Source organism: Streptomyces atroolivaceus (assembly GCF_000717025.1).
Classification (GTDB): Bacteria; Actinomycetota; Actinomycetes; order Streptomycetales; family Streptomycetaceae; genus Streptomyces; species Streptomyces atroolivaceus.
Map to the genome: position 1 here is coordinate 293,542 of NZ_JNXG01000001.1, position 26,084 is coordinate 319,625.

Annotated in this window: 22 protein-coding genes and 2 pseudogenes; 11 read left to right on the top strand and 13 right to left on the bottom strand. The window is 70.9% G+C overall.

All coding sequences use genetic code 11. The features are described from left to right. Positions 1-47: 47 nt before the first annotated feature. Positions 48-470 carry a universal stress protein gene (locus OO67_RS01300; RefSeq protein ID WP_033296683.1) on the top strand — a complete coding sequence of 141 codons (423 nt, stop codon included), beginning with the start codon at positions 48-50 and terminating at the stop codon, positions 468-470. Between the two features lie 74 nt (positions 471-544). Here the strand turns inward: OO67_RS01300 and OO67_RS01305 are convergent, their stop codons facing one another. From OO67_RS01305 to OO67_RS01320, 4 genes are all read right to left on the bottom strand, one after another. Then, entirely contained in the window at positions 545-916 is a 372-nt protein-coding gene (locus tag OO67_RS01305) for a cupin domain-containing protein (protein WP_033296684.1), read from the bottom strand. 101 nt (positions 917-1,017) lie between these two features. Then, positions 1,018-1,875, bottom strand: a complete 858-nt coding sequence (locus tag OO67_RS01310; protein ID WP_033296685.1) for an ABC transporter permease — start codon at positions 1,873-1,875, stop codon at positions 1,018-1,020. Beyond that, on the bottom strand, positions 1,872-2,843 hold the full coding sequence (locus tag OO67_RS01315) for a daunorubicin resistance protein DrrA family ABC transporter ATP-binding protein (RefSeq protein ID WP_033296686.1): 972 nt from the start codon (positions 2,841-2,843) through the stop codon (positions 1,872-1,874). The genes OO67_RS01310 and OO67_RS01315 overlap by 4 nt, the downstream gene beginning before the upstream one ends. Before the next feature lie 186 nt (positions 2,844-3,029). After that, positions 3,030-3,440 (bottom strand): hypothetical protein, encoded by a 411-nt coding sequence (locus OO67_RS01320; protein WP_033296687.1) that lies wholly within the window; start codon positions 3,438-3,440, stop codon positions 3,030-3,032. A gap of 129 nt (positions 3,441-3,569) precedes the next feature. On the opposite strand from OO67_RS01320, the gene OO67_RS01325 reads away from it, so the two are divergent. The 3 genes from OO67_RS01325 to OO67_RS01335 all read left to right on the top strand — a co-directional run bounded on the left by OO67_RS01325 (position 3,570) and on the right by OO67_RS01335 (position 5,717). Next, positions 3,570-4,427, top strand: a complete 858-nt coding sequence (locus tag OO67_RS01325) for a hypothetical protein (protein ID WP_033296688.1) — start codon at positions 3,570-3,572, stop codon at positions 4,425-4,427. Between the two features lie 89 nt (positions 4,428-4,516). Continuing rightward, positions 4,517-5,452, top strand: a complete 936-nt coding sequence (locus OO67_RS01330; RefSeq protein WP_033296689.1) for an NADP-dependent oxidoreductase — start codon at positions 4,517-4,519, stop codon at positions 5,450-5,452. A 19-nt stretch (positions 5,453-5,471) separates the two neighbouring features. Then, positions 5,472-5,717, top strand: a complete 246-nt coding sequence (locus OO67_RS01335; RefSeq protein ID WP_033296690.1) for a DUF2630 family protein — start codon at positions 5,472-5,474, stop codon at positions 5,715-5,717. Positions 5,718-5,818: 101 nt separating this feature from the next. On the opposite strand, the gene OO67_RS01340 is transcribed toward OO67_RS01335, so the two are convergent. Both OO67_RS01340 and OO67_RS01345 read right to left on the bottom strand, forming a co-directional pair. Next, positions 5,819-6,223, bottom strand: a complete 405-nt coding sequence (locus OO67_RS01340; RefSeq protein ID WP_033296691.1) for an RNA-binding S4 domain-containing protein — start codon at positions 6,221-6,223, stop codon at positions 5,819-5,821. Between the two features lie 368 nt (positions 6,224-6,591). Further along, the gene (locus OO67_RS01345; RefSeq protein WP_033296692.1) at positions 6,592-8,652 is read right to left on the bottom strand and encodes a PhoX family protein; all 2,061 of its coding nucleotides are present in this window, start codon (positions 8,650-8,652) and stop codon (positions 6,592-6,594) included. Positions 8,653-8,944: 292 nt separating this feature from the next. Here OO67_RS01345 and OO67_RS01350 point away from each other — a divergent pair, with 292 nt between their 5' ends. Next, on the top strand, positions 8,945-10,657 hold the full coding sequence (locus OO67_RS01350; protein WP_033296693.1) for a VWA domain-containing protein: 1,713 nt from the start codon (positions 8,945-8,947) through the stop codon (positions 10,655-10,657). Here OO67_RS01350 and OO67_RS01355 read toward each other — a convergent pair. Both OO67_RS01355 and OO67_RS36105 read right to left on the bottom strand, forming a co-directional pair. Next, positions 10,591-11,175: pseudogene (locus OO67_RS01355) on the bottom strand (sensor histidine kinase); the annotation flags it as partial. The gene OO67_RS01350 and the pseudogene OO67_RS01355 overlap by 67 nt on opposite strands. Beyond that, positions 11,157-11,252: pseudogene (locus OO67_RS36105) on the bottom strand (response regulator transcription factor); the annotation flags it as partial. The pseudogenes OO67_RS36105 and OO67_RS01355, both read right to left, overlap by 19 nt. Before the next feature lie 147 nt (positions 11,253-11,399). Here OO67_RS36105 and metG point away from each other — a divergent pair. After that, entirely contained in the window at positions 11,400-13,004 is a 1,605-nt protein-coding gene (gene metG, locus OO67_RS01360; protein WP_033296694.1) for a methionine--tRNA ligase, read from the top strand. Between the two features lie 219 nt (positions 13,005-13,223). On the opposite strand, the gene OO67_RS01365 is transcribed toward metG, so the two are convergent. Together OO67_RS01365 and aspS are read right to left on the bottom strand one after the other, a co-directional pair. Then, positions 13,224-13,985: a transpeptidase gene (locus OO67_RS01365; protein WP_033296999.1), complete on the bottom strand. Its 762-nt coding sequence runs from the start codon at positions 13,983-13,985 to the stop codon at positions 13,224-13,226. Positions 13,986-14,500: 515 nt separating this feature from the next. Further along, the gene (aspS, locus tag OO67_RS01370; protein ID WP_033296695.1) at positions 14,501-16,318 is read right to left on the bottom strand and encodes an aspartate--tRNA ligase; all 1,818 of its coding nucleotides are present in this window, start codon (positions 16,316-16,318) and stop codon (positions 14,501-14,503) included. A gap of 187 nt (positions 16,319-16,505) precedes the next feature. Here aspS and OO67_RS01375 point away from each other — a divergent pair, with 187 nt between their 5' ends. After that, positions 16,506-18,626, top strand: a complete 2,121-nt coding sequence (locus OO67_RS01375) for an ATP-binding SpoIIE family protein phosphatase (protein WP_033296696.1) — start codon at positions 16,506-16,508, stop codon at positions 18,624-18,626. On the opposite strand, the gene OO67_RS01380 is transcribed toward OO67_RS01375, so the two are convergent. The 3 genes from OO67_RS01380 to OO67_RS01390 all read right to left on the bottom strand — a co-directional run bounded on the left by OO67_RS01380 (position 18,621) and on the right by OO67_RS01390 (position 21,441). Further along, entirely contained in the window at positions 18,621-19,697 is a 1,077-nt protein-coding gene (locus OO67_RS01380; RefSeq protein WP_033296697.1) for an AI-2E family transporter, read from the bottom strand. The genes OO67_RS01375 and OO67_RS01380 overlap by 6 nt on opposite strands. 170 nt (positions 19,698-19,867) lie before the next feature. After that, entirely contained in the window at positions 19,868-20,824 is a 957-nt protein-coding gene (locus OO67_RS01385; RefSeq protein WP_033296698.1) for a pirin family protein, read from the bottom strand. Between the two features lie 179 nt (positions 20,825-21,003). Further along, positions 21,004-21,441, bottom strand: coding sequence for an SseB family protein (locus OO67_RS01390; protein WP_033296699.1), 438 nt, complete (start codon positions 21,439-21,441; stop codon positions 21,004-21,006). A gap of 170 nt (positions 21,442-21,611) precedes the next feature. On the opposite strand from OO67_RS01390, the gene OO67_RS01395 reads away from it, so the two are divergent. The 4 genes from OO67_RS01395 to OO67_RS01410 all read left to right on the top strand — a co-directional run bounded on the left by OO67_RS01395 (position 21,612) and on the right by OO67_RS01410 (position 25,902). Continuing rightward, positions 21,612-23,438 carry an acyl-CoA dehydrogenase gene (locus tag OO67_RS01395; protein ID WP_033296700.1) on the top strand — a complete coding sequence of 609 codons (1,827 nt, stop codon included), beginning with the start codon at positions 21,612-21,614 and terminating at the stop codon, positions 23,436-23,438. A 99-nt stretch (positions 23,439-23,537) separates the two neighbouring features. Continuing rightward, positions 23,538-24,182: a hypothetical protein gene (locus OO67_RS01400; RefSeq protein ID WP_033296701.1), complete on the top strand. Its 645-nt coding sequence runs from the start codon at positions 23,538-23,540 to the stop codon at positions 24,180-24,182. A gap of 95 nt (positions 24,183-24,277) precedes the next feature. Beyond that, positions 24,278-25,576, top strand: a complete 1,299-nt coding sequence (locus OO67_RS01405; protein WP_033296702.1) for a M18 family aminopeptidase — start codon at positions 24,278-24,280, stop codon at positions 25,574-25,576. A 104-nt stretch (positions 25,577-25,680) separates the two neighbouring features. Next, positions 25,681-25,902, top strand: coding sequence for a DUF6458 family protein (locus OO67_RS01410; RefSeq protein ID WP_031090542.1), 222 nt, complete (start codon positions 25,681-25,683; stop codon positions 25,900-25,902). Positions 25,903-26,084 lie beyond the last annotated feature (182 nt).

Below are 26,084 nucleotides of genomic sequence, written 5' to 3' on the forward strand. Positions count from 1 at the left end.
AGTTGGCACCTGTATGCCGTAGATGTTCGGACACACGGGAGGCAGACATGGGCAGGATCGTCGTGGGCGTCGACGGATCGGACGCGTCGATCAAGGCGCTGCGCTGGGCCGTACGCCAGGCCGAGCTGACCGGCGACGCCGTCGAGGCGGTCAACAGCTGGGAGTACCCCGCGACCAGCTGGGCGTCCATGATGCCGGGCCCGCCGGAGGACTTCGACCCGCAGGCGGTGGCGACCGTGGCTCTCAACGAGGCGCTGGAGGAGGCACTCGGTGCCGAGGGGGCGGCGGCGGTCGAGAAGATCGTCGTGATCGGCAATCCCGCCCAGTCCCTGGTGGAACGCTCCAAGGGTGCGAACCTGCTGGTCGTCGGCGCCCGTGGCTACAGCGGCTTCAAGGCGACGCTGCTCGGCTCGGTCAGCCTCCACGTCGCCCAGCACGCCTCCTGCCCGGTCACCGTCGTCCGAGGCTGAGCCGGCCGGACCCCTCTGCTCCCGCCGCACACGGGCGGGCGGGCCCGGCAGACGGACAGCCCGCCCGTGGTGTGTCAGTCCTGAGACGTGATGTGACCGATCACCCGGTCGAATTCCTCCGTGGGCGAGAAGTCCACGAACTCGCAGTCCTCCAGGGCCTCGGGCACGTGCCCGGGCGGCCAGTAGAAGGCCTGGCCCTCCTCGTAGACGTCGTACGCCTCCGGGGCCGTGCCCGTCCTCAGCTTCAGCCGGCCCTTGAGGAGGTAGCCCCAGTGCGGGCAGGGGCACATGTCGTCGGGGAGGCCCTTGAGCGCCGGGCCCATGTCCGCACCCTTGACGAGCCGGATCAGGGCGACGCTCAGGTCACCGCCGATCTCCTTCCTGCGCAGCTCCGCCTCGTCGGTCTGGATCGCGACGGGCGTCTCGTCCCATGTCGTTGCCGTCATGGCTCCTCCAGAGCCGGTATCCGTCCCCCTTCCAGTCTGGGCCCGGCCCCGGCGGGGCGCGATGCCTGAGGGAGAGCCGCGCCGTCTCCCCGCCCGCCCCGTCACTTCCGGTTGTAGAGGCGCATCGTCGTCGCACCGAAGACCACCACGAAGAAGGCGGACCATCCCAGCGACCAGGCGATGTCCGTCGCGGGCCAGTTTCCGGCCATCAACTCCCGTACAGCGGCAGCCAGATGTGTCACCGGGCTGTTGTTCACGAACACCTGCAGCCACCCCGGCATCGTCCTGGGGTCGACGAAGACGTTGCTCAGGAACGTCAGCGGGAAGATCACCATCATGCTGACACCCATCACCGACTTCTCGGTGCGCAGCATCAGTCCGAACATCGTCCAGATCCAGGAGAAGGCGAACGAGAACACCAGCAGAAGCGCGACGCCCGCCAGCACCCCCAGCACACCGCCGTCCGGCCGGTAGCCGATGACGATGCCGACCACGAGCATCACGGCCGAGGCCAGGAGGTAGCGCACGACGTCGCCGAGCAGGTAGCCGACCATCGGGGCCGGCCGCCAGATCGGCAGGGTGCGGAAGCGGTCGAACACGCCCTTCGCGATGTCGGTGTTGACCGCCACTCCCGTGTACATCGTGATCATCACGACGCTCATGACGAGGATCCCGGGCAGCAGGAACTGGATGTACCCCTCGGTGGAGCCGGCCAGCGCCCCGCCGAAGAGATACGTGAACATCAGCACCATCATGATCGGGAAGACCGTCACGTCGAAGAGCTGCTCCGGGACGTGCTTGATCTTCAGCATGGCGCGCCACCCGAAGGTGAGCGACGCCGACAGCGCGCTGGGCCTGCGCGGCCGTTCCTGGCCCACGAGCAGGGAGGCCAGCGTCTCCGCGTCCGGCGCGGCGAGCTCCGCGTCGTCGCGCTCGGTCCTGGTGGGCGCGGTGCTCATGCCGCCACCCCCTTCTTGTCCGTGAGCGCGAGGAAGACCTCGTCGAGGCTGGGCTGGCCCAGCGCGAAGTTGTCCACGTGGATGCCGCACCGGGCCAGCTCCGCGAGCGCCCGCGAGGCCTGCTCGGCCGCCCCCTTCTCGGTGCCGTGCCCACTGACCCTGGCGGTCAGGGCCACCGGGTCGTGGTCCAGCTGCACCGTGGCGTCCAGTACGAGCGCCAGCACCCGCTCGGCCTCGGGGCGCTGCTCGGGGTCGCGCAGGCGCAGATGGACGGAGCCGGCGCCGACGGACGCCTTGAGCTCGCCCTTCGTACCCTCCGCGATCACCCTGCCGTGGTCGATCACGGCGATGCGGGAGGCCAGGTGGTCGGCCTCGTCGAGGTACTGGGTGGTCAGCATGACCGTCGTGCCCTGGGCGACGACCGCCCGCACGATGTCCCACACCTGGTTGCGGCTTCGCGGGTCGAGTCCGGTGGTCGGCTCGTCGAGGAAGAGCAGATCCGGCGTGTTGAGGATGGAGGCGGCGATGTCGATCCGGCGTCGCATGCCGCCGGAGTAGTTCTTCACCTGCTTGCCCGCCGCCTCGCTCAGACCGAAGGCCTCGAGCAGCTGCGCGGCCCGGGCCCTGGCGGCGGGTTTGGCGTGGCCGAGGAGCCGGGCCAGCAGCACGAGGTTCTCCGTACCGGTCAGGTCCTCGTCGACCGAGGCGTACTGCCCGGTGAGACTGACGCGGCCGCGGACCGTGTCGGCGTCCTTCACGACGTCGTGGCCGAAGACCCGAGCCCGGCCGGCGTCCGGCCGCAGCAGTGTCGCCAGCATTCTCACGACGGTGGTCTTGCCCGCCCCGTTGGGGCCCAGGACTCCGTAGACGGTGCCCTGGGGTACGGCGAGATCGACGCCGTCCACCGCACGGTTGTCACCGAAGACCTTCACCAGCCCCGTGGTCTCGATGGCCAGTTCAGTACTCATGTGCCCTTCCTTGTCGACGGTGCGGAGGGTCGGCGGTACCTGTCGGCGGTACCTGTTCGAAGGGGGATACGGGTCACGATGGCACGGCCCGCCCCGGCCGCGGGGCGGATCGGACGCAAAAGGAGGGGGCGCGGCAGCCGGAACGGGTCCGGCTGCCGCGCCTCTCGGTCCGGAAGGACGGCCGGATCAGTCCTCGCGCGTGTAGTAGAGGTAGAACATCACGCAGAACATCCCTGCCGCGACTCCCAGACCGATCGCACTCGACGCCAGCACGCTGTTGCCGTTCAGGCTGTAGAGGAAGCCGACCGCGCCCCCGGTCAGCGCCCCGAAGGCCGCGGCTCTCAGCTCGCGCGGCAACGCCCACCGGACCCGCACGAGTGCGTGGCAGAGCACGGCGAAGGCGGCCCCGGAGACGACACCGAGCCAGATCTGCCCGCCCGTGGTCGCTCCGCCGTCCCGTTCGATGAAGAAGGCCCAGAAGCCGAGGATCACGCCGAGCACGAGCGGCATCGCCCAGGCGAGCGCGGTGTGCCCGTGCCGCGCGGGAGCGCGGGCCTGCGTGCGGCGGCGTGCCGGCATCGTCGCGTGTGTGGCCATGGCCCACAGCTCCTTCCGTCCACCCCCCGTCCCTGTGTTCCTCCAGCGCACACCAGGCCTGGGCGCCCGGCAACTCGAACGGCGTACCGCCCGGAGCGCCCCGTCGCCGCACGGGATTGGCTGGTGCCTGTGCGGACCTACCTCTCAGCGGCCCTGTCGGCGGTACTGCTCGTCCTGCTTGCCGTCCTGGTTCCGTTGAGCGCACTCTCGGCGTGGGTCGATCTGGAACTCGACGACACCGACCGGTATCTCGCCGCCGTCTCCCCCCTCGCCTCCGACGCGGACGTACAGGGCACCGTGGCCGCACTGGTCACCGACGAGGCGATGAAGAACATCGACGTCGGGCCGCTCCAGGAGACCGTCGGGCAGTTCCTGCACGAAACAGCCCTCTCGTTCACCACGACCGAGGCCTTCCAACGGGCATGGGACAGCGCCAACCGGACGGCGCACCGGGCCGTGACCGCCTCGCTGCACGGGGACGACAGGCAGGCGGTGACCATCGACCTGGCGCCCGTGATCGAGGAGGTCAAGAGGGAACTGGTCGGCAGCGGCGTGCCGTTCGCCGACCGGATCCCGGTACGGGAGACCTCGATCACCGTGCTGTCCGCCGACCGCGCGGACGGCCTGAGGTCGTCGTTCCAGTGGCTGCGGTACTGCAGCGTCTGGCCGGCCGTGGGGACGGTGGTCCTGCTCGTCCTGGTGCTGGGCCTCACGTTCGTGCGCGGCGGCCCCCGGACCTGCCTGACGACCGCGGCCGTGGCCGGCGGCGGTCTCGTACTCGGCGCGGCCCTCCTGCGGATCGCCGTCGCCGTCGGCCGCGCCCGGGTGCTCGACCAGGTGCCCGGAACCGACCGGGGCGGGGCCGCCGCGGTGTACGACGCGCTGACCGCCTCCCTGCGGACGACGGTGTGGATCGTACTAATGGCAGGGGCGGTCCTGGTGGTCGGCGGCATCGTGGGACGGGTCGTCGCGGCCCGGCGGGGATGACCCCACGCCCCGGGGCCCGACGTGCGTGGGGACGGGGGCCGGGCGACAGTGGGACTCGTGGCAACGGGGGCGAGTGAAAGGTCTGCCGTATGCGAGCCATCGCCATCAGCGCGTTCCGCACGGAGCCCCGTCTCGTCGAGGTGCCGAAGCCCGGTCCCGGAGCGGGTGAGGTACGGGTGAAGGTGGAGTACGCGGCGCTCAACCCGCTCGACTGGCAGACCGCGGACGGCGCTCCGGACGTCCCCCATGTCCTCCCGCTCGTCCTGGGCACCGACTTCGCGGGCCGGGTGGACATGATCGGCAGCGGCGACAACGTCTTCCGGGTCGGCGACCCCGTCTTCGGCCGGGTGACGGCGCCGCCCCTCGGGCACTGCGGGGCGTACAGCGAATACGTGTGCGTCCCCCAGGACTCCCCGATCGCCCTGGTCCCGCGCGACATGCCGCTCCGGCTCGCGGCGGCGCTCCCCTCGGCCGGCACGACAGCCGCACAGATCCTGTCCAGCACCGCGGTACGCGGCGGACGGAGCCTGCTCGTCATCGGGGCGACGGGCGGGGTCGGCAGCTTCCTGACCCAGCTCGCGGCAGCCCGCGGGATCGGGGTCGTCGCCGCCGTGCGGGGCGACGAGAGACGCCGGATGGGGGCGCTCGGCGCCACCGCCACCGTCGACACGACCACCGGCTTCGAGGCGCTGGAGGCCGGGGTGCGTGCGCTGTACCCGGACGGCGTCGACGCGCTCGTCGACCTCGTCTCCACGGACTCCGCCTCGTTCGCCGCCTACGCCGCCCTGGTGTGCGACGGCGGGGTCGCGGTCACCACCCGCGGCGTCGCGGCCCCGCCGGGCCGCGCCTGGGCGGACTTCCGGCTCGCCCCGGCCGCCGCCCCCCTGGAGGAGCTTGCCTCGGCGGTGGCACGCGGGGAGCTGGTCGTGCCCCTCGACATGGAGCTCCCCCTGGAGAAGGCACCTCAGGCGCTCGTCCAGAACCGCGCGGGCGGTGCGCGCGGCAAGACCGTCTTCGTCATCTGAGACCGGACCGGGAGAGCTCATGGCCGACCAGGACATCTTCGAGCACATCGACGAGCTGATCACCGAGGAGCGCGCCCTGCGCGCCCGCTCCACCGCGGAGCTGGGTCTCTCCGCCGAGGAGCGGTCACGGCTGCGTGAGGTGGAGGTCCGGCTGGACCAGTGCTGGGACCTGCTGAGGCAACGGCGCGCGCTCAGCGAGTACGGCGAGGACCCGTCGGCGGCACGGGTGCGCCCCGCCGAGGAGGTGGAGGGCTACCGGAGCTGAGGCGCTCCTCGTCCGGATCCGGGCCGGACCAGGCCGGATCCGGGCCGGACCAGGCCGGATCCGGGCCGGACCAGGCCGGATCCGGGCCGGACCAGGCCGGATCAGACCGGATCCGGGCCCCTGCCCTGGAGGCGTTCCATCTCGCGGCGGTCCCGCTTGGTGGGGCGGCCTGCGCCCCGGTCGCGGACCGGGACCTGGATCGCCGCCTCGCGCGGCGGCGGGGGCGGGCTGTTGTCGACGAAGCACTCCGCCGCCACCGGCGGGCCGACCCGCTTCTTCACGATCTTGGAGACGACCACGATCCGGTCCCGGCCCGCGTGCCGCAGCCGCACCTCGTCCCCCGTACGCAGGGCCTGGGCGGGCTTGGCGCGCTCGCCGTTGACCCGCACGTGTCCGGCACGGCAGGCGGCGGCAGCCTGCGACCGGGTCTTCGTCAGCCGGACCGCCCAGATCCAGGCATCGACCCGGACGCTTCCCCCCGCCTGCGGCGCCTCACCGGAAACCATGCGTCCGACTGTAGACCGTCGGATGAGCCGGCGGTGAAGAAGGAGCGGGGCCAGGTACGTGCAGCCGCACGGCGGAAGGACCGAGGCGACACGAAGCCCTGTTCCGGACGCCGAGGCATGGTCCGCGCCCCGTGCGGGGTCTCTCGTGCGTGCGCGGACCGGCTCTCGTGCGTGCGCCTACCGATCGGCCGGCGCGCCTGATTCTTCCTCAGGCACACCGGCCGGTCACGCGACTCCGTTGCCCGTGCGCGTATCCGTGCGCGTATCCGTGCTCGTATCTGGACGAAGCCCATGGGATCTGCCCGCCTGGCCGCCGGCCGTGCAGCGGCTTGCGGTTCCGGCGACCGGACGGGCGGGTTTCCTGCCGGTCAGACGCCGATGTCGGCGCCGTCCTTGCGCCAGACGGCGACGACCGACGGGCGGACGATCCTGCCGGGCCCGTCCGGCCACGCACTCGCCGGCTTCTCGACGGAGGCGCCGTCGACCTCCCCCGGGTGCTGCACGGCGACCAGGACGCGACGGTCCTGGATCACCGGGCCACAGGTCTCCGCACCGGTGGGCACGGTCAGGAACTGCTTGAGCTCGCCCCGCCGTTCCCCCTGCGTCGCGACGCCGAACAGGCCGTCGTGCGAGCCGAGCTGGGCACCGTCCGTGGAGATCCACAGGTTGCCGTGGTCGTCGAAGGCCACGTTGTCCGGGCAGGAGATGGGGCTGACCTTGTCCTTCGGGAATCCGGCGAAGTAGGTCGCCGGGTCCTCCGGGTCACCCGCGACGAGGAAGAGCCGCCAGGCGAAGCCGTCGGCCGCCGGGTCGTCCCAGTTCTCCGCCAACTCCAGGATCTGGCCGTGCTTGTTCGCGTTGCGCGGGTTGGCCTCGTCCGCTCCGGGCTTGCCCGCCTTGCCGCGGTCGGTGTTGTTGGTGAGGGCGACGTAGACCCGGCCGGTGCGCGGCGAGGGCTCGACGTCCTCGGGGCGGTCCATCTTCGTGGCGCCGACCTTGTCACCGGCCACGCGCGTGAAGACGTACACCTCGTCGGCGCTCATGCCCGGCACGTGCGAGGTCTCGCCGGTGGCGAGCGGGATCCAGACACCGCTGCCGTCGAACTCGCCGTCCGAGGGGAGCTTGCCCGTGCCGTCGAACTCGCCGGCCGGCGAGTCGCCGGTCAGCTTGGCGACGTAGAGCGTGCCCTCGTCGAGCAGGGTCAGGTTGTGCTCACGGGCGGCCCGCGAGTTGCCCTTCTTCATCCGCTTGCTGGAGACGAACTTGTAGAGGTAGTCGAACCGCTCGTCGTCGCCCATGTAGACGACCGGGCGGCCGTCGGCGGTCAGCCGGGGCTGCGCCGCCTCGTGCTTGAACCGGCCGAGCGCGGTCCGCTTGCGGGGCGTGGAGTCGGGGTCGTACGGGTCGAGCTCGACGACCCAGCCGAATCGGTTCGCCTCGTTGGGCTCCTGCGCCAGGTCGAACCGCTTGTCGAACCTCTCCCACTTGCGCTCGGTGGCGGCCGTTCCGATGCCGTACCGCTTGTCGGTGTCGCTGGAGCCGTTGGCGAAGTACTGGTTGAAGTTCTCCTCGCCGTGCAGCGTGGTACCCCACGGGGTGGTGCCGCCGGCGCAGTTGTTGAGCGTGCCCAGGACCTTGCTGCCGGTCCGGTCGGCCGAGGTGCGCAGCAGAGGGCTGCCGGCGGCCGGGCCGGTCATCCGGAACTCGCTGGTCGCGGTGAGGCGGCGGTTCAGCGGGTGGCGGTTGACCGGAGCGAGCTTGCCGGTGCGGTTCTCCTCCTGGACGACGACCACGGAGAGTCCGTGCGCCGCCCAGGCGATCTCGACCTGCTCACGGGTCGGGCTGGCCGGATCGTAACCACGGAACATCAGGATCTCGTCCGTGTACTCGTGGTTGGCGACCAGCACCTGACGGCCGCGCTCACCGCGCAGCGGGAGCAGGGAGAGGAAGTCGTTGTTGTAACCGAACTGGCCCGCCTGCGCCTTGGCGGACTGCTTGTCCGGGTCGAAGGCGGGAGCACCGCGAAGGATCGGTTCACCCCATCGGATGACCACGTTCTGGGCGTAGCCGTCGGGAACCGTGACCTTGTCGTCCTTGTTGGGTGCGACGGCCGTGAAGCGCAGGCCACGGGCACCCGAAGGGGTGGGCTTCGGCTTGCTGCCGGGACGGCCCGCGAGCGGTGCGGCCTCGGCGCTCGGTGCCGCCGGACCGGCGAGTGCGGCGGTTCCGGCGGCGGTGGCCACGGTCACCACGGCGGCGGCGCGCAGCATCGACCGGCGTGACAGGGCACCGGCGATGATGTCGCCGGCGTACTCGTTGTCGCTCGTGTTCGGGATCTCCTGGAAGCAGGCGTCACCGCAGCGATAGCGGCAGGTCAGCGCAGAGCGCCCGCCCGGGTGCGAGCCGATGAGCGGCAGCAGGTTGCGCATGGTGTGGTCCCTCCGTCTGTGTGTCACGCGTGACGGTAGGTGCGCATCCACGCCATACGTGGGACTGCCGGTGAACAGGGGGTGAAGTCCGGGACACCGCTGCCCTCCCCGGCCGTCCGGCCCTCCGTCCAGGACTCGGTGACGACTCGGTTGGAGCTCGGTTGACGCAGGGGCGGGCCGCGCCACCGAACGGCCGGATCCGGCCGCTAACCTTACGTATCCGCCCTGGCCAGGGATCAATTCCCGCAGTACGGACATTTATCGCACCCAACTCATGCGAAAGGCCTCGCCCATGGGCATTCGGAGCTTGCTGCGCAAGGTGTTCGGCCGCACGGAGCAGGACGAGCCGACCACGGCCACCGTCCCGCCCCAGGCCGAGCGCACCCAGCCCACGGAGCCGGAGCCGGAGACCACCACTTCGGCGGCCGAGCCCGCGAAGGCCTCGGTACCGGCCCCGGCCTCCTCCTCGGACCGGCCCGCCGGCGCCGAGCACGACAGCGGACAGGCGTCGGACCTGGTGGCGGCGGCCTTCGACAAGGCGGCCGCCACTTCGGCCACGACCGCGCCGAGGGTTCCGGCCCAGGGATCGGACCCGGAGGCAAAGCCGGCCGCGGACGCCGTGAAGGCCGCCGAGGCCGTCGCCGAGCCGCCTGCCCCGGCGCCGATCACCATCGACATCGACCCCGAGCCGGAGGCCGTCACGCTGCCGGCCGTGACGCCCGAGCCGGCGGTGGCGGAACCCGCTGAGGCGAAGGCCGAGCCGGCGGCGGAAGCAGCCGCGCCTGTCGCGGCGTCACCTGCGGCCGAGGAGCTCGCAACTGCTGAAGCGTCGGCTGCCGAGGCAACCGCGGACGAGGCGGAGACGGAGGCGGAAACGACCCCCGAGCCGGCACCCGTCGACGCGGCGACTACCGAGAAGCCCGCCGCCGAGCCGAAGGCCGAGCCGGCTGAGGCAACGGTCGCCACCGAGCCGGCCGTAGTCACCGAGCCGAAGCCCGAAGCCGTCGCCGAGCCCGCCGCTGAGGCGAAGACCGAGCCCGCAGCCAAGCCCGCCACCGAGCCGAAGGCGAAGACCGAGCCGGTCACCGAAACCGCCGCCGAGCCGGCCGCCACCCCCGAGAAGCCCGCCGCCGAGGCGGGGGCGAAGACCGAACCGAAGGCGGAGCCGGTCACCGAGCCGAAGGCGAAGACCGAGCCGGTCACCGAAGCCGCCGCCGCCGAACCGAAGGCAGAGGCCAAGCCCGCCGCCGAGCCGAAGGCGAAGGCTGAAGCCGTGGCCGAGCCCGTCGCCGCCGCCCCCGCCGCCCCCGCCGGAAAGCCCGCCGTCACCCTCGCCCGGGTCAAGGCTGCGGCGCCCGGGCTCGTCGCCCCGTACAAGGCCGCCCAGGCCGGGCTGAAGGCACACGGGCTGACCGGACTGCGGGCCACCGTCTACCTGGTGCTCGACCGGTCCGGGTCCATGCGGCCGTTCTACAAGGACGGCAGCGCCCAGCACCTCGGCGACCGCACCCTTGCGCTCGCCGCGCACCTGGACGCGAACGCCACCGTGCCCGTCGTCTTCTTCTCGACCGACATCGACGGCACCGGGGCGGTCGACCTCGGCGCACACGAGGGCCGGATCGACGAGTTGCACGCGGGCCTCGGCCGCCTGGGCCGTACGAACTACCACCGTGCCGTCGAGGAGATCGTCGCCCACTACGAGAAGTCCGGGGCCACCGGCCCGGCGCTGGTGATCTTCCAGACGGACGGCGCTCCGGACGCCAAGGTGGCGGCCAAGCAGGCCCTCGCGGACGCGGCGCGGCTGCCGCTGTTCTTCCAGTTCGTCGCGTTCGGCGACGAGGACGCGAAGGGCTTCGACTTCCTGCGCAGGCTGGACGTCGAGAACGCCGGGTTCTTCCACGCGGGCCCCGCCCCGCGCGAGGTGCCCGACGCGACGTTCTACCGGGAGGTCCTCGCCGGGCTGCCCGCCTGGGCCAAGGCCCGCGGAGTCGTCGCGGAGGACTGATCCACCGGCAGCCGTACGGTCACGGCGAGCCCGCCCTCCGGGCCGGGTACCGCCGTGACCGCACCACCGTGGGCCCACGCGATGGAACGTACGATCGACAGTCCGCGCACCGAGCCCTGCCCCATCCGGTCCCGCCCCTCGCCGCGCCGGAACGGCTGGAAGAACCCCGCGATGTCCCCCTCGGCGACCACCGGTCCCGTGTTGCGGACCGCCAGGGCCCCGTCGACGGACGGCGACACCCCGACCCGGCCGCCGGGAACGTTGCAGCGCACCGCGTTGGACAGCAGATTCGCCACCAGCTCCGCGAGCAGCTGACGGTTGCCCCTCACGACGCAGGGCTCTGCCGCGACCGTGGTCTCCGGGCGGGCCGCCACCGCCCGCTCCGCCGACGCCGGGGGCCGGGCGGCCTCCTCCGTCACCACCTGCGTCAGGTCGGCCTCCGCGCGCTCGCTCTTCGCCAGCCCCCGTTCGCTGCGCGCCGGCACCAGCAGCCCCTCGATGAGTACACGGTGTCGACGGCGAATCCGGCCCGCCGCAGACCGGTCGGCACCAGCTCCGCCAGGATCTCCTCGTCCTCGGCGACCAGTACCCGCATCGTGTTGTCCCCTGCCTCGTGCACGCGTGCCCACTCCTCCCAGGATGCGTCTTTGGTACGGGAAAGGATGTTTCGCAAAGCTCTCCGTGCTCCGGGCCGCCGTTATCGATGTGAGTGGATCTCCCACGGACCGTTAGGATTTCGACCATGGCGGCCACTGGATCCGAGAAGCAGGGGGCGAAGGCGTTCTACGTCTCGACCCCCATCTACTACGTCAACGACGCTCCTCACCTGGGCCACGCCTATACGACCGTCGCAGGCGACGTGCTCACCCGCTGGCACCGTCAGCGCGGCGAGAAGGTGTGGTACCTCACCGGCACGGACGAGCACGGTCAGAAGATCATGCGCACGGCCGAGGCGAACGACGTCACGCCCCAGGCCTGGTGCGACAAGCTCGTCGAGGAGGCCTGGAAGCCCCTCTGGGAGCACCTGAACATCAGAAACGACGACTTCATCCGTACGACGGAGAAGCGGCACACGGACCGTGTGCAGGAGTTCGTGCAGGACCTGTACGACAAGGACCAGATCTACAAGGGCGGGTACGAAGGCCCGTACTGCGTGGGCTGCGAGGAGTACAAGCTCCCCGGCGACCTGATCGAGGCCGAGGACGGCACGAAGCTGTGCCCGATCCACAAGAAGCCGGTGGAGCTCCTCAAGGAGGAGAACTACTTCTTCAAGCTGAGCGAGTACGGCCCGAAGCTCATGGAGTTCTACGCGGCCAACCCGGACTTCATCCAGCCCGAGTCCGCCCGCAACGAGATCGTGAACTTCGTCAAGCAGGGCCTCCAGGACCTGTCGATCTCGCGTTCCACCTTCGACTGGGGCGTTCCGGTCCCGTGGGACCCGAAGCACGTCATCTACGTGTGGATCGACGCCCTGCTCAACTACGCGACGGCGGTCGGCTACGGCGCCAACCAGGAGAAGTTCGACGGCACCTTCCCGGCGAACGTCCACCTGATCGGCAAGGACATCCTGCGCTTCCACTCGGTCATCTGGCCGGCCATGCTGATGGCGCAGGGTCTGCCGCTGCCCGGCAAGGTCGTCGCCAACGGCTGGCTGATGGTCGGCGGCGAGAAGATGTCCAAGTCGAACCTGACCGGCATCAAGCCGCAGGACCTGACCTCGCACTTCGGCGTGGACGCGTACCGCTGGTACTTCCTGCGGGCCATCGCGTACGGCAGCGACGGCTCGTTCTCGTGGGAGGACTTCAGCGCCCGCTACACCTCCGAGCTCGCCAACGACTACGGCAACCTCGCCTCGCGCGTCGCGGCCATGGTGGGCAAGTACTTCGGCGGAGCGCTCCCGGAGGCCACGGCTGCCGGTGACGCCGAGCGCGCGGTCCAGGAGGGCCTGGCCAGGGCCGTCGCCTCCGCCGATCAGAAGATCGGTGAGGAGCTGGACTTCCAGGGCGGCATCCTCGCGATCTTCGACTTCGTGAAGCAGGTCAACGGCTACATCACCGAGCAGGAGCCCTGGAAGGTCGCCAAGGACACGTCGCCGGAGGGCCAGGCCCGGCTCGCGACCATCCTGTACACGGCGGCCGAATCGCTGCGCGGTGTCGCGGTCCTGCTGAACGCCGTGATGCCGGACACCTCGCAGAAGCTGTGGGAGTCCCTGGGTGCCGAGGCCTCCCTGGGCGCCCTGGCCGACCAGCGGGTCCAGGACGCGGGCCGGTGGGGCGGGCTGCCCGTCGGTTCGACGGTGACGAAGGGCGCGGTGCTGTTCCCCCGCCTGGAGGAGAAGCCCGCGTAAGCGGCGTACGCAGCGAAGGAGCCCGGCCCCGAAGACATCCATCGGGGCCGGGCTCCTTCGCGTGGTCCTCCAGCGCGCCCCGTTCCCGCCTCGGTGTCCAGCTCGGTCCCCACCGGATCGGGGAGCGTCACGACCGGGGAGCGTCACGGACGTGCCGTACGGCACGGTGACCGGGCGACGTCCGCAGCGTACGGACAGACCCCACGCCCGTTCCGTGCTTCACCGGGCCAGCGACGCGGCGTCCCCCATCACGATCACGGGGTTCTTCGCGGGGTCCAGGGTGAGCAACAACTCCCGCATCCGGTCCTCGGTCAGCGACACGCAGCCCTGCGTGGGACCGTCGTGGTCCACGTGGATCCAGATGCCGCCGCCCCTCTCCTCTCCGAGCGGCCGTTCGCGGTCGAGCGGGCTGGTGCCCGGGGTCCGGTTGTAGTTGATGGCGACGACATAGTCGAAGGAGCCTTCCAGGGGCTCCCCCAGGAAGCCCTCGCCGCTCACCGCGAAGCGGGACTGTTCGTCGTACGGGAGCAGCGCGCCCGGGTCGGGCAGCCGGCCGCCCGCGTCGGTGAGGCCGAAGACCCCGACGGGAGACCGGAGGTCGCCCGCGACGTGGTGATCCGTCCAGCCCTCCATGCCGTTGTGGGCGGGCCAGGGGCCCGCGCCGGGTCTCCAGCCGAGAGCGGGGTCGTCGAGGCTGTGGAGCACGACCGACGAGAGGTTGGCGTCGGGCCCCTTACCCGTCACCACGACGGCCTGCCGGGCCGTGGCCGGGATCTGCGCCCGGGTCCGCGGACCCAGACCCGGAATCACAGCGGGGCTGCGGAGGGGCTCCACGGAGCGGGGTGGCGCGGCCGAACCCTCGGAGCCGGCCGCACCACGGGGCGCAGCGGGGTCGGAGGTCTGCACGGCCCCGGCGGAACAGCCGATGACCAGCAGGAACAGGACGACGAGCATGACGTACGGGCGACGCGGGACGGACACGGTGCGGAACTCCTCGGTGGGGGCGGACGAGCACTTCCCGTGCCAGTCCTTGCCGGGGCCGTCGGCGCCGAACCGGAACCGGGGCCATCCGGATGTACCCGGTTCGTGTACCCGAGGTCCGGAAGTTCTGCACGGTCCACCCGTACGCAGGCAAAGAGCCGGTTCCGGGCCCTGTGCCGGGGGTTCCTGGATGCCGGTGCCGGCCCGGAGGCCGGTACCGTCGTGGGTCGCGTAGGGGTCGACGCCCATCGTGAGCGAGCCGACCACCCCGCGCGCCGTCCTTCCCTTGCGTTACGAGAGCTTCAGCAGCCCGCCCGTCACACCGCTCCGGCCGTAGATGGTTGTGCGCGTGTCCCTGATTCTCTGTCATGAGGGGTGAGGCCAGGCAGCCCGGCTGGCAGGGACCTGAGCGCAGGCCGTGCGTTCCTGTGCGTACTCCGTGCGCGCACGGAAACAGTCCCCGGCCGGATGGCCGGGGACTGTTTCACGTGGAACCGAAGCGGAACCTCTGACGCCTACTTCGCGCCCGTGTCCCTCGCCACCGAGTCCTTGGCCTCCGCCTTGTCCTTGGCCGACGCGACGGGCTTGCGGAGCTGGAGGTTCAGCTCGCGCAGGCGGGTCTCGTCCAGCTCGCTCGGGGCGCCCATCATCAGGTCCTGGGCGTTGCCGTTGAGCGGGAAGGCGATCGTCTCCCGGATGTTGGGCTCGTCGGCCAGCAGCATCACGATGCGGTCGACGCCCGGGGCGATGCCACCGTGCGGCGGGGCGCCGAGGCGGAAGGCGCGCAGCATGCCCGCGAACTCCCTCTCGACGGTCTCCGCCTCGTAACCGGCGATCGCGAACGCCTTCAGCATGACCTCGGGCTCGTGGTTGCGGATGGCGCCGGACGACAGCTCGATGCCGTTGCAGACGATGTCGTACTGCCACGCCAGGATGTCGAGCGGGTCCTTCTCCTCCAGGTCCTTCATGCCGCCCTGGGGCATGGAGAACGGGTTGTGCGAGAAGTCGATCTTGCCGGTGTCCTCGTCCTTCTCGTACATCGGGAAGTCGACGATCCAGCAGAAGCGGAAGACGCCCTCCTCGAAGTGGCCGGCACGCTTGGCGGCCTCGACGCGGACGACGGACATGATCTTGGAGACCTCGTCGAACTCGCCCGCGCCGAAGAAGACGGCGTGGCCGGGAACGAGGGACAGACGCTCGGTGAGGGACTTGACGTCCGCCTCGGTGAGGAACTTGGCGATCGGCCCCGCCAGCGTGCCGTCCTCACCCACACGGACCCAGGCGAGGCCCTTGGCGCCGTGCTCGACCGCGTACGCACCGAGGCCGTCGAAGAACTTGCGGGACTGGCCGGCGGTGTCCGGCACCGGAAGGGCGCGGACGTGCTTGCCGGCGAAGGCCTTGAACTCGGAGTCCGCGAAGATGTCGGAGATGTCGACGAGCTCCAGCTGGGCCCGCAGGTCCGGCTTGTCGTTGCCGTACTTCAGCATCGACTCACGGAACGGGATGCGCGGGAACGGCGAGGTCACGTGGCGGCCGTTGCCGAACTCCTCGAAGAGCTCGGTCATGAGCTTCTCGATCGGCTGGAAGACGTCCTCCTGCTCGACGAACGACATCTCGACGTCGAGCTGGTAGAACTCGCCCGGCGAACGGTCGGCGCGTGCGTCCTCGTCGCGGAAGCACGGCGCGATCTGGAAGTAGCGGTCGAAGCCGGAGATCATCAGCAGCTGCTTGAACTGCTGCGGCGCCTGCGGAAGGGCGTAGAACCTGCCCGGGTTCAGGCGGGACGGGACCACGAAGTCGCGGGCACCCTCGGGGGAGGTCGCGGCGAGGATCGGGGTCGCCATCTCGTTGAAGCCGAGGGCCACCATCTTGGAACGGATGGAGGCGATGACGGACGAGCGCAGCATGATGTTGCGGTGCATGCGCTCGCGTCGCAGGTCGAGGAAGCGGTACTCCAGGCGCCGCTCCTCGTTGACCCCGTCCTCGGCGTTGATCGTGAAGGGCAGCGGGGCGGCCTCGCCCAGCACCTCGACCTCGGTGACCTCGATCTCGATCTCACCGGTCGGGAGCTCCGGGTTGACGTTGTCGGCGCCACGCGCGGAGACCTTGCCGTCGATCCGGACGACGGTCTCCTTGGTCAGCTTCGACAGCGCCTCGTTGCCGGGGGTACCGGGGCGGGCGACGAGCTGCACCAGACCGTAGTGATCGCGCAGATCGATGAAGAGGATGCCACCCAGGTCTCGGCGATTGTGCAGCCAGCCGCTCAGCCGGACGTCGGTGCCGACGTCAGAGGCGCGGAGCTCGCCGCAGGTGTGGGACCTGTACCGATGCATCGTCGTTCATCCAGTCTTCGCGGTTCGGGGTGGATTGACACCCCAGGCTACCGCCCGTGGACGCACCGCTTCATTGGCATTGTCGCCGCACGGCTGTCCGGGACGCGCCCCAAGGCCGCCGGCCTTCGGCTGCCGGGCGGCCGTCCCTCGGTGGCGACCGCGAAGAAAATCTTCCTAAAGTGGGGCAATGCGCACCGAGGAGATCCTGGCTGCGATCGGGACCGGTCTGTGGAGCTGGGACAGCTCCTCGGGCACGGTCACGTTCGACGCCGAGGCGGCGCGGCTGGTGGGACTGCCCGCCGAGGCCACGACCCGCCCCGGCGACGAGGTGCGCCCCCGCTTCCACCCGGCCGACTGGAACGAGATCGACGGCATCGTCAACTTCGCGATCGCCGAGGGCACGGTGGCCGAGGCCAGGCTGCGCATCGTGGACGAGGACGGTTCGGTCGTCCGCACGGTGCGCACCCGGTCCAAGCCCGTGCCGCTGGACACCCCCGGCCGCCACACGTACGTACTGATGGGCACCCTCCAGGAGGTCGCCCAGCCGCCGGATGCGAGCGCGGCGCAGACCCCCCTCACGGGTGACTGGCGACGGTCGCGCGAGGCGTTCCTGCTGGACGCGGGGCGGGCCCTGGCCGAGGCGGGGTCCACCGAGGAGGTGCTGCGCGTCGCCGCGTCGCTCTCCATGCCGGGCTTCTCACCGGACGGACTCGCCGTCTTCGGGGTCTCGGGCGAACGGCTGACGGTCATCGGGCACCACGGCCACAACGTCGGCGACGAGAAGCCCTTCACCGACATGCCGCTGCAGACGGACTACCCGGCCGCCGAGGTCGTGCGGACCGGCCAGGCGATCTACCTCCCGTCGCGTGAGGAGTACCGGCGCCGCTTCCCGGCCACCTGGCCCCTCGCGCAGGAATTCGGGCGCCAGTCCTGGGCGTTTCTGCCGCTGATCTCGTCCGGGCACACCATGGGCGCCTGGATGGCCGGCTTCCGGCACAACGTGGCCTTCACGCCGGACGAACGCTCCGTGCTGTCGACGGTGGCCAGGATGCTGGCACAGGCACTCACCCGCGCGGGGGCCGCCGAGACCGAGCGCGCACTGTCGCTGGGCCTCCAGAGGGCGATGAGACCGTCTCTCGGCCCCGGCGTGCCCGGCCTCACGGTGGCGGCGCGCTACATCCCGACGGGTGGAGGGCTCCAGGTCGGCGGCGACTGGTACGACGTGATCCCGCTCCCCAACGGCCGTATCGCCCTCGTCATCGGTGACGTCCAGGGCCACGACGTGCGCGCGGCGGGCCTGATGGGCCAGCTGCGGATCGCCCTGCGCGCGTACGCCTCCGAGGGGCACCGCCCCGACGCCGTGCTCTCCCGCGCCTCGCGCTTCCTGGCCGGGCTGACGGAGACGTACGACCTCGTCGACGGCGAGGACCAGTCCGACGCGACACGTTTCGCGACCTGCCTGTACGCGGAGGCCGATCCCGAGGCGGGCACCCTCGACATCGCCCGGGCGGGCCACCCGGACCCGGTGGTGATCAGCGTCGACGGCACAGCGGTCATCCGGCAGACCGCCGGGGGGATGCCCCTGGGGGTGGAGAAGGACGCCGACTACCCGACGACCCGCGTCGTCCTGGAGCCCGGCGAGACGATCATGCTCTGCACGGACGGGCTCATCGAGACCGGCGGACACGACATGGCCACCGGCTGGAACAGGCTCAGACCGGTCCTGGAGAAGCCCGTCGAGGACCTGGAGGAGCTGGCTGACGCCCTGGTGCAGGCCGTGCACGGTCCGGGGTCGCACTACACCACCGGGCCGCTGGTGGACCGGCGGGAGGACGACATCGCGGTCCTGGTGCTGCGCCGTGAGGGAGCGCGGACGCGCAGGACCCCGGGCCGCCGCTCGGCCATGACCATCGCCCAGGCGGAGCCCGAGCGGGTCGCAGCCGCCCGGCAGCAGCTGCGGGAGCTGCTGCACGACTGGGCGGACGCGGAACAGGTCGACTCCGCCGAGCTGATGGTCTCGGAGATGTCCACGAACGTGCTCGTCCACACGGACGGGGACGCCCTGCTCCTGGCCGAGGTGACGGGTGAGCGGGGAGAGCGCCGGCTGCGCGTCGAGGTGGCGGACACCAGCGACGAGCTGCCGCACAAGCGACGGCCGGGGGAGATGGCGTCCAGCGGCCGTGGGCTGGTGCTGATGGAGATGCTCGCCGACGCGTGGGGGGTGGACCCCCGGGGCGAGGGTAAGTCGATCTGGTTCGAGCTGTACGAGTCGGCGGAGCCGGCGGAACTGGCCGGCGCCCGCTCATGAACCGCCGGGAACCACGCGTGCCGTGCCGCCCGCCTCGTAGTCCTTGCGCAGCTCACCGATCACTCCGAAGGCCGCGGCGCACAGCGGCACCGCCAGCAGCATGCCCAGCAGCCCCGCGACACTCGCCCCCGCGGTCAGGGCGATCATGACCATGGCGGGGTGCATCTGGACCGTACGGCTCTGGATGACGGGTTGGAGGACGTGCCCCTCCAGCACCTGGACGGCGAGCACCACGCCCAGCGTCCAGAGCGCGATCACGAGGCCCCGGTCGGCCAGCGCGACCAGTACCGCCACGGCACCGGAGATGAAGGCCCCGAGATACGGGATGTAGGCGCCGACGAAGACCAGCGCCCCCAGCCCCACCGCTCCGGGCACCCGCAGGATCAGCAGGCCCACCGTGATGCACAGGGCGTCGATCAGGGCGATGAAGGTGGTGCCGCGCATGAACCCCTCGACGGCTTCGAAGGCCCTGCGCCCCATGGCCTCCACGAGGTCGCCCGTCCCGCGCGGGGCGATCGTGTGGGCGAGGTGGCCGGCACGGTCGGAGTCGCGCAGGAAGAAGAACGTCAGCAGCAGGGCCAGGACGGCGGTCGTCACGAGCGACCCGATGACGCTGATCCCGGTGAGCAGTCCGCCCGCCGCACTCGCGCCGAACCTCCCGACGAGGTCCTGCGCGTTCTCCGCCAGGTCGTCCACGTCGGCGACACCCTCGATGTCGAAGTGGTCGATGACCCACTGCGCGGCGTCCTTCAGCGAGGCCACGATCTGGTCGCCGGTGTCGACGAGGGCGGTGACGACGATGTATCCGGCGCCACCGCCCACCGCGACGAGCGCGGCGCAGGTGAGTCCGGCCGCCACGGACCGGTTCACCTTGTGGGCGGTGAGCCAGCGGTGGACGGGGCCGAGCAGCGCCGTGCCGAGCAGCGCCAGCAGGACCGGGGTGACCGCGGTCTTGAGCGCCACCACCAGCCAGACGGCCACTGCGGCGACGCCGGCGACCAGGAGCAGGACGCCGCACCAGGCGGCCGTCCGCCGCGCGACGTGGGGCAGGAGGGGCTTGCGGGTAGGCACCGTCCCAGCCGATCACGGGCCGGGAGTGGTGTCCCTCCCGCACGGGCGTACGGGTGACGGCCCGTCACCCGTACGTCCGGCGGGGCCGGCCGTCCGCCATGGACGGCCGGCCCCGCTCGCCCCGCCGGTGACAGCCCGCGCCGCAGCCCGGCGTCCCCCGCCGGGACCGGTCACATGCCGTGCACGGCCGGGACCTTGCCGAGCCGGCCGGCCTGGAAGTCCTCGAAGGCCTGCTTGAGCTCGTCCTGGGTGTTCATCACGAACGGCCCGTAGTGCGCCATGGGCTCCCGGATCGGGCGCCCGCCGAGCAGCACGACCTCCAGGTCCGGCGTGTTGCCGTCCTGCGCCTCGTCGGCGCGGACGGTCAGCGAGGACCCCTTGCCGAAGACCGCGGTCTGCCCGGTGTGGACGGGGCGGCGCTCCGCGCCGACGCTCCCGCGTCCGGCGAGGACGTACGCGAGGCCGTTGAACTCCTCGCGCCAGGGCAGCGTCACCTCGGCACCCGGCCGGACCGTCGCGTGGACCATGGTGATCGGGGTGTGCGTGATGCCGGGGCCCTCGTGACCGTCGAGTTCACCGGCGATGACGCGGAGCAGCGCGCCCCCGTCGGGCGAGGCGAGGAGCTGGACCTGGCCACCACGGATGTCCTGGTAGCGCGGGGCCATCATCTTGTCGGCCTTGGGCAGGTTCACCCAGAGCTGGAGGCCGTGGAAGAGGCCGCCGGACATGACGAGGGCCTCGGGCGGCGTCTCGATGTGGAGGAGGCCGCTGCCGGCGGTCATCCACTGGGTGTCGCCGTTCTCGATGGCGCCTCCGCCACCGTGGCTGTCCTTGTGGATGAAGCTTCCGTCGATGATGTACGTGACGGTCTCGAAGCCACGGTGCGGGTGCCAGGGCGTGCCCTTCGGCTCGCCCGCGGCGTACTCCACCTCACCCATCTGGTCCATCATGATGAACGGGTCGAGGTGCCGGTAGTTGATCCCGGCGAAGGCGCGCCGCACCGGGAACCCCTCACCCTCGAAACCGCTCGGTGCGGTCGTGACGGTCAGCACGGGACGGGCCACGGCCTCGGCCTGGGCCGCGACCTTCGGCAGGGTCAGCGGGTTTTCGACGGTCACTGCGGGCATGGGAGCCACCTCCGGGAGTCTTCTGATCCCAATTTAGTTGAACAGTGAACATCTTGCAAGGCGGCATCCATTCCCGCCTCCCCCGCACAGCGCCGAGGGCCCGCACCGGGACGGTGCGGGCCCTCGGGCCGCCTCGGAGGACCGCGGGCGCCTCTCGGCCGCCCGCGGGGCGATGGCCGCTAGCCGTACATGCGACGCATCGCGAAGTCCACCATCTGCTCCACCGCCTTGGCGTCGAAGACCATGCGGTGATCACCCTCCATGTCGAGGACGAAGCCGTAGCCGGTCGGCAGCAGGTCGATCACCTCCGCGCCGGTGATCACGAAGTACTTGGACTCCTTGCCCGCGTAGCTCCGGAGCTCCTTGAGCGTGGTGAACATGGGGATCACCGGCTGCTGGGTGTTGTGGAGGGCCAGGAAACCGGGATTGTCGCCGCGCGGGCAGTAGACCTTCGCCGTGGCGAAGATCTGCTGGAAGTCCTCCGCGGACAGCGAACCGGTCGTGAAGGCCCGTACCGCGTCGGCCAGGGACGGCGGCGAGGGCTCGGGGTACAACGGCTGCTCGCCGTAGCCGCCCATCTGCTGCTGTGCGCCCGGGTTCTGGTCGTAGCCATACATGCCGCAAAGAGTAATCGGACACATCGACGCCCGAGGGGTTGCGCCTTATTACTGACGGGTAGCATCATCGTGGGGGTCAGGTGATATACCCACGCCCGGCCGTCCGTCGCCCGATCCTCACTCCTCCACGGGGCGCTGCGCGCCACTGCTATTGATTACGGAGCCTTCCCATGGGGCACTACAAGTCGAATCTCCGCGACATCGAGTTCAACCTCTTCGAGGTCCTCGGGCGCGACAAGCTGTACGGCACCGGTCCGTTCGCGGAGATGGACGTCGACACCGCGAAGAGCATCCTCGACGAGGTCACCCGCCTCGCGGAGAACGAGCTCGCCGACTCGTACGCCGACGCCGACCGCAACCCGCCGGTCTTCGACCCCGCGACGAACACCGCGCCCGTCCCGGCCTCCTTCAAGAAGTCCTACCAGGCGTTCATGGACTCCGAGTACTGGCGTCTGGGCCTGCCCGAGGAGATCGGCGGCACGACCTCCCCGCGCTCCCTGATCTGGGGTTACGCGGAGCTTCTGCTCGGCTCCAACCCGGCGGTCTGGATGTACTCCTCCGGTCCCGCGTTCGCCGGCATCCTCTTCGACGAGGGCAACGAGGCGCAGAAGAAGGTCGCCGAGATCGCCGTCGAGAAGCAGTGGGGCTCGACGATGGTGCTCACCGAGCCGGACGCCGGTTCGGACGTCGGCGCCGGGCGCACGAAGGCGGTCGAGCAGGAGGACGGCTCCTGGCACATCGAGGGTGTGAAGCGCTTCATCACCTCGGGCGAGCACGACATGTCCGAGAACATCCTCCACTACGTCCTGGCACGCCCCGAGGGCGCCGGCCCGGGCACCAAGGGGCTCTCCCTCTTCCTGGTCCCGAAGTTCCACTTCGACTGGACCACCGGCGAGCTCGGTGCGCGCAACGGCGTGTACGCGACGAACGTCGAGCACAAGATGGGCCTCAAGGCGTCGAACACCTGCGAGATGACCTTCGGCGACCAGCACCCCGCCAAGGGCTGGCTGATCGGCGACAAGCACGACGGCATCCGTCAGATGTTCCGCATCATCGAGTTCGCCCGCATGATGGTCGGCACGAAGGCCATCGCCGCCCTGTCGGCGGGCTACCTGAACGCTCTGGAGTACGCCAAGGAGCGCGTCCAGGGCACCGACCTGTCGCAGTTCATGGACAAGACGGCACCCAAGGTCACCATCACGCACCACCCCGACGTGCGCCGCTCCCTCATGACGCAGAAGGCGTACGCCGAGGGCATGCGCTCCCTCGTGCTGTACACCGCCTCCGTCCAGGACGCGATCCAGGTGAAGGAGGCCGCGGGCGAGGACGCCAAGGCGCTCAACGGCCTCAACGACCTGCTGCTCCCGATCGTGAAGGGCTACGGCTCCGAGAAGTCGTACGAGCAGCTCGCGCAGTCCCTCCAGACCTTCGGCGGCTCCGGTTACCTCCAGGAGTACCCGGTCGAGCAGTACATCCGTGACGCCAAGATCGACACCCTGTACGAGGGCACGACGGCGATCCAGGGCCAGGACTTCTTCTTCCGGAAGATCGTCCGCGACCAGGGCGCCTCGCTGAACACCCTCTCCGAGGAGATCAAGAAGTTCCTCGCGGGCGCCCAGGGCAACGAGGAGCTGTCCGGCGCGCTGGACAACCTCGCCAAGGCCGCGGTGGACCTCGAGGCGATCGTCGGCACGATGATCACCGACCTCACCGCGACCGGCGAGGACGTCAAGAACATCTACAAGGTGGGCCTCAACACCACCCGCCTCCTGATGGCCTCCGGCGACGTCGTCGTCGGCTACCTGCTGCTCAAGGGCGCGGTCGTGGCCTCCGAGAAGCTGCGCAACGCCTCCGCCAAGGACGTCGCCTTCTACCAGGGCAAGATCGCCGCGGCGAAGTTCTTCGCCGCGAACGTCCTGCCCGGCGTCTCGGGCGAGCGCGCGCTCGCCGAGGCCGTCGACAACTCCCTGATGGAGCTGGACGAGGCCGCTTTCTAGTCCTCTTCACCCTCTTCGCACAGAGACGGCGACGGCCCGCCCCCTGCTGGGGGCGGGCCGTCCCTATGATCGGCGTCGGGTTCCCCGAGGGAGGCAGTCATGGGTGTGGAGCCGGCCGGAACACGGTCGCGGGTGCGGTGGACGGTGGCGGCCGGAGCCGCCGCCCTGCTGCTGTCAGGCTGCGGCGGGGACGCCGAGGCCGAGGCGACGGCACTGGACAAGGCTCAGGTCGCCTCTGTGCTGCCGGACAAGGACGCGCTTCCGGACTGGGACTTCACCGAGGACCCGTCGGTCGCTCCCATGAACGAGGTCGCCCGGCGCAACTTCTGTGCGTCCGCGGGCAACAAGGGGTGCGAGGACTCCCTGTTCGTCGGATCCTCCTCGTTCGTGCGCGAGGACGAGCAGGCGAGGGCCCGCTTCTGGATGGTCGCCTACGAGGACGAGAAGGCCGCCGAGGCCGCGTACGACGTGCTGTGGAAGAACACCGCACGCACCGCGGGCCGGGACGAGGCCGGCCTGGGCCCGGTGGGCGCCCGGCGTGACGCGGTCGGGGGCCCGGTGGGCCACGACGGCGCCTACGCCATCACCGGCCAGATCAGAGTGGGCACGGCACTGCTCTGGGTCTCCTCGGACGCCCGGAGCGAGGAGAAGATCGACAAGGATCTGGCCAAGGACCTCGCCGCGCTGTTCTCCGACCGCGCCCAGCAGGCGCAGAACGGCGGGGAGCCGTCCGCGGAGCTCTGAGCCGGCAGAGGCGGCCGATGCTTTCCGGACGATGACCGCGGGCGACGTCCGTCCACGGTGAACCCTCCGGGGCGGCCGTCGTTACAGTGAGGAACATGAGTTCTCCCCTCCGCTTCGACCGCGGGCACACCGACGACCTGATGGCCTTCCTGATGGCCGCGCCCTCCCCGTACCACGCCGTGGCCGCGGCTGCCGCGAGGCTGGAGAAGGCCGGATTCCGCCAGGTCGAGGAGACGGACGCGTGGGACGGCTCCGTGGGCGGGAAGTACGTCCTGCGGGGCGGCGCCATCGTGGCCTGGTACGTGCCGGAGGGCGTCGGCGCCCACACCCCGTTCCGGATCGTGGGGGCCCACACCGACTCCCCCAACCTGCGGGTCAAGCCGCTGCCCGACACGGGCGCGTACGGCTGGCGCCAGATCGCCGTCGAGATCTACGGCGGGACGCTCCTGAACACCTGGCTCGACCGGGACCTCGGTCTGGCGGGCCGCCTCTCACTGCGCGACGGTACGCACCGGCTGGTCGACATCGACCGGCCCCTGCTGCGGGTGCCCCAGCTGGCCGTGCACCTGGACCGGTCAGCCAACCCCGACGGCCTCAAGCTCGACCGCCAGAAGCACATGCAGCCGATCTGGGGGCTCGGTGAGGTCGAGGAGGGTGACCTCATCCGTTTCGTCGCCGACGCGGCGGGCGTCGACCCCGCCGAGGTCACCGGCTGGGACCTCATGCCGCATCCCGTCGAGCCGCCCGCCTACCTCGGCCGGGACCACGAGCTGCTCGCCGGTCCGCGCATGGACAACCTGCTCTCGGTGCACGCCGCGACAGCCGCGCTGGCCGCCGTGGCCACGCAGCCGGACGACCGGATCCCGTACATCCCCGTGCTGGCCGCCTTCGACCACGAGGAGAACGGCTCCCAGTCCGACACCGGCGCGGACGGCCCCCTGCTCGGCACGGTCCTGGAGCGCTCCGTGTTCGCCCGCGGCGGTTCGTACGAGGACCGCGCCCGGGCGTTCGCCGGGACCGTCTGCCTCTCCTCGGACACCGGCCACGCCGTCCACCCCAACTACGCCGAACGGCACGACCCGACACACCACCCGGTGGCCAACGGCGGGCCGATCCTCAAGGTCAACGTCAACATGCGCTACGCCACCGACGGCGGCGGCCGGGCCGTGTTCGCCGCGGCCTGCGAGAAGGCGGGTGTGCCGTGGCAGACGTTCGTCTCCAACAACTCGATGCCGTGCGGCACGACGATCGGCCCGATCACCGCGGCCCGGCACGGCATCCGGACCGTCGACATCGGGGTGGCGATCCTGTCGATGCACAGCGCGCGCGAGCTGTGCGGTGCCGACGACCCGTATCTCCTGGCCAACGCCCTCGCGGCGTTCCTCGCCGGCTGACCCCTCCGCCTCCCCAACCACTCCCGCGGACATGCTTGTTGCCGGGCCGGGTACGCGACTCGTACACCGGCCCGGATTCACCGGGCTGTCGAGGAGGCGAAGTCATGGGACTCGGAGGATGCATTCTCCTGATCGGTGCCGGAGCGATTCTGGCGTTCGCCACCGACTGGGAGATGGATACCGTCAACGTCGACCTGGTCGGCTGGATCATGATGCTCGTCGGCCTCGTGGGGGTCTTCGTCTACGTGAGCATCGCGCGCCGCCGCCGCATGGTCGTGCCGCCCACCACCACGGTCGTGACGGAGGACGAACGCCGCTACCAGTGACCTGAGGCCCCGACAGACCGCCTTCCGGCCCGTCGGTGTGATCGCGGGTCAGCTCGGCACCCCCCGTCCCCTCAGCCGGTGCGCCCACGCACCGGCTGAGGCCCCCGGCGGGGCCGACGCCGTGGGCCCGGCGACGCGGTCGCGCGGCTACCGGGCCCCCCGGTAGCCGCGCGACCGCGCTG

Bases quoted from the DNA above. Each gene is read 5' to 3' on its own strand.
- OO67_RS01345 (WP_033296692.1), bottom strand. From the start codon at position 8,652: ATGCGCAACCTGCTGCCGCTCATCGGCTCGCACCCGGGCGGGCGCTCT.
- OO67_RS01305 (WP_033296684.1), bottom strand. From the start codon at position 916: ATGACGGCAACGACATGGGACGAGACGCCCGTCGCGATCCAGACCGAC.
- OO67_RS01315 (WP_033296686.1), bottom strand. From the start codon at position 2,843: ATGAGTACTGAACTGGCCATCGAGACCACGGGGCTGGTGAAGGTCTTC.
- OO67_RS01390 (WP_033296699.1), bottom strand. From the start codon at position 21,441: ATGTATGGCTACGACCAGAACCCGGGCGCACAGCAGCAGATGGGCGGC.
- OO67_RS01330 (WP_033296689.1), top strand. From the start codon at position 4,517: ATGCGAGCCATCGCCATCAGCGCGTTCCGCACGGAGCCCCGTCTCGTC.
- aspS (WP_033296695.1), bottom strand. From the start codon at position 16,318: ATGCATCGGTACAGGTCCCACACCTGCGGCGAGCTCCGCGCCTCTGAC.
- OO67_RS01400 (WP_033296701.1), top strand. From the start codon at position 23,538: ATGGGTGTGGAGCCGGCCGGAACACGGTCGCGGGTGCGGTGGACGGTG.
- metG (WP_033296694.1), top strand. From the start codon at position 11,400: ATGGCGGCCACTGGATCCGAGAAGCAGGGGGCGAAGGCGTTCTACGTC.
- OO67_RS01335 (WP_033296690.1), top strand. From the start codon at position 5,472: ATGGCCGACCAGGACATCTTCGAGCACATCGACGAGCTGATCACCGAG.
- OO67_RS01385 (WP_033296698.1), bottom strand. From the start codon at position 20,824: ATGCCCGCAGTGACCGTCGAAAACCCGCTGACCCTGCCGAAGGTCGCG.
- OO67_RS01310 (WP_033296685.1), bottom strand. From the start codon at position 1,875: ATGAGCACCGCGCCCACCAGGACCGAGCGCGACGACGCGGAGCTCGCC.
- OO67_RS01405 (WP_033296702.1), top strand. From the start codon at position 24,278: ATGAGTTCTCCCCTCCGCTTCGACCGCGGGCACACCGACGACCTGATG.
- OO67_RS01320 (WP_033296687.1), bottom strand. From the start codon at position 3,440: ATGGCCACACACGCGACGATGCCGGCACGCCGCCGCACGCAGGCCCGC.
- OO67_RS01395 (WP_033296700.1), top strand. From the start codon at position 21,612: ATGGGGCACTACAAGTCGAATCTCCGCGACATCGAGTTCAACCTCTTC.
- OO67_RS01410 (WP_031090542.1), top strand. From the start codon at position 25,681: ATGGGACTCGGAGGATGCATTCTCCTGATCGGTGCCGGAGCGATTCTG.
- OO67_RS01375 (WP_033296696.1), top strand. From the start codon at position 16,506: ATGCGCACCGAGGAGATCCTGGCTGCGATCGGGACCGGTCTGTGGAGC.
- OO67_RS01340 (WP_033296691.1), bottom strand. From the start codon at position 6,223: ATGGTTTCCGGTGAGGCGCCGCAGGCGGGGGGAAGCGTCCGGGTCGAT.
- OO67_RS01300 (WP_033296683.1), top strand. From the start codon at position 48: ATGGGCAGGATCGTCGTGGGCGTCGACGGATCGGACGCGTCGATCAAG.
- OO67_RS01350 (WP_033296693.1), top strand. From the start codon at position 8,945: ATGGGCATTCGGAGCTTGCTGCGCAAGGTGTTCGGCCGCACGGAGCAG.